The following is a 1,723-nucleotide window of genomic DNA, read 5'->3' as shown; positions in this document are numbered from 1 at the left end:
CCTGCTGACCGGCGTGGCCGAGCTGCAGGAGCGCATCGACGACCTGGCCCAGGGCCGCGCCGCCGCCGTCTCCGTTGCCGAGAATGGGCGCCGACTGCCGAGCGGAGCCATGAGCGGATGGCCGCATGGATCAGGCGATCTCGATGTGGTCCAGCTCCGCCCAACGCGCCTGGTACTGGAAGCGCAGGGTGTTCCACCCGGCGTTCAGTGTGAGCTGGGCCGGCACCTGCGTCCAGTTGTCCCAGCCGCGGTCGGGATAGCTCAGCGTGAAGCGCGTGCCCCCGTTCACCGTCACCAGGTGCTGCGCGTCGCCGTACCCGGCGGCATAGGCCACGTACGCGGTGTAGGCCCCGGCGACCGGCGCGAAAACCTGCACGTCGACCCAGCTGTCCGCATAGTCGATCTTGGCCACGACGGCCCCCTGTGACGCCCCGGCCGCGCCGGTACGCACCTCGGCATGGTTGAGCGTGCCGCGCTCGGCCTCGTACCGTACCCGGCTGCCGCGCACGACCGGGTAGTCGTTGGCCCAGCCCAGCTCCGCGGTGTACATGTGGCGCGCGTTGCCCACCCAGCCGTGGAAGAAGGCGCGGCTCCCGAGCACGTCGGTCCCGCCGGGGCCCTGAACGGCGCCGTCGAAGGTGGCCGTCGTCATCAGCGGCCGGTACGCCTTGGTGTAGGGCCCGGTGAGAGACGGGGACACGGCGTAGCCGGTGAAGTAGCTGTTTCCCGCGTAGGAGCCGGCCGAGTAGAAGAGCACGTACTGGGAGGGCCGCTTGACGAGCACGGGAGCCTCGATCACCCCGGCCTCCTCGGGCCGGTCGTTGCGGATGAGCTCGGTGCGGCCGCCGACGAAGGTGACGCCGTCCGCGCCGACCTGCTGCAGCCACAGAACGGTGGGCCGGCCGACGGCGTTGCCGTCGTTCTTGTAGACCAGGTACCGCTTGCCGTCGGTGTCGACGAAGCTCGACGGGTCGATGTCGCCGCCCTCGCCCGCGTTGCAGACGAGCGGTGAACCGCTGGTCGGCTGGAAGGGGCCGAGGGGGTTCGCCGAGGTCGCGGCGCCGATGCACATGCGCCCGGTAGCGGTGCTGGGGCCGGTGAAGTACATGAGGTAGCGGCCGTCGGGAAGCTGGGAGACGTCGGGCGCCCAGAACCCGCCGTTCCCCGCCCAGGACGGTTTGGCGGGCAGCGCGTCCCCGCGCACTGTCCACGGGCCGGTGGCGGACGAGGCGCTGGCGACCTGGATGCGCCCGGCCGAGCTACTGGTGGAGTAGGCGTAGAAGGTGGAGCCGGCTTGGATGACGTCCGGATCGGGGAAGTCGGCGCGAATCACCGCCGTCGGGGCCACGGCGGCCGCCGCCGGCTCCGGGCCGGCCGCGGGTAGGCAGACCGCGGTCGCGGTGAACACGAGGAAGAGCCGGCCGGGCAGCCGCATGGGGACCTCCGATCATCCGTACTCACGGGTATAGGCCATTCCGGAGCCGCGGAGAAGAGATTTTGGCTATTCAGTCAGGCTCGGCCACCTTCCCGGCTCGCGAGCGCACACGGCCTTCGCAACGGATCACTGATCGACCCAGCCGAGCGTGTCCACGGTTCGTTGGCCAGGGACGTACGCGCAGCCGATCGGGCCCGCGTAGCCGTGGCCGATCAAGATGTCCACCGCCTCCGCGATGGGGAGCGTGCCGGTGCCGGGCGCGCCGCGGCCGGGCGCGGTGACCTCGGC

Annotated in this window: 1 protein-coding gene; it reads right to left on the bottom strand. The window is 71.3% G+C overall.

What is annotated here, in order from left to right; all coding sequences use genetic code 11:
• Positions 1 to 130 precede the first annotated feature (130 nt).
• Positions 131 to 1,435: a family 43 glycosylhydrolase gene (locus ACWDX9_RS62990; protein ID WP_449973397.1), complete on the bottom strand. Its 1,305-nt coding sequence runs from the start codon at positions 1,433 to 1,435 to the stop codon at positions 131 to 133.
• Positions 1,436 to 1,723: the final 288 nt, after the last annotated feature.

The sequence above is a fragment of the Nonomuraea sp. NPDC003201 genome (assembly GCF_053590415.1).
The sequence above is the reverse complement of the archived record's forward strand: the minus strand, read 5'-3'. Positions and strand labels throughout refer to the sequence as shown.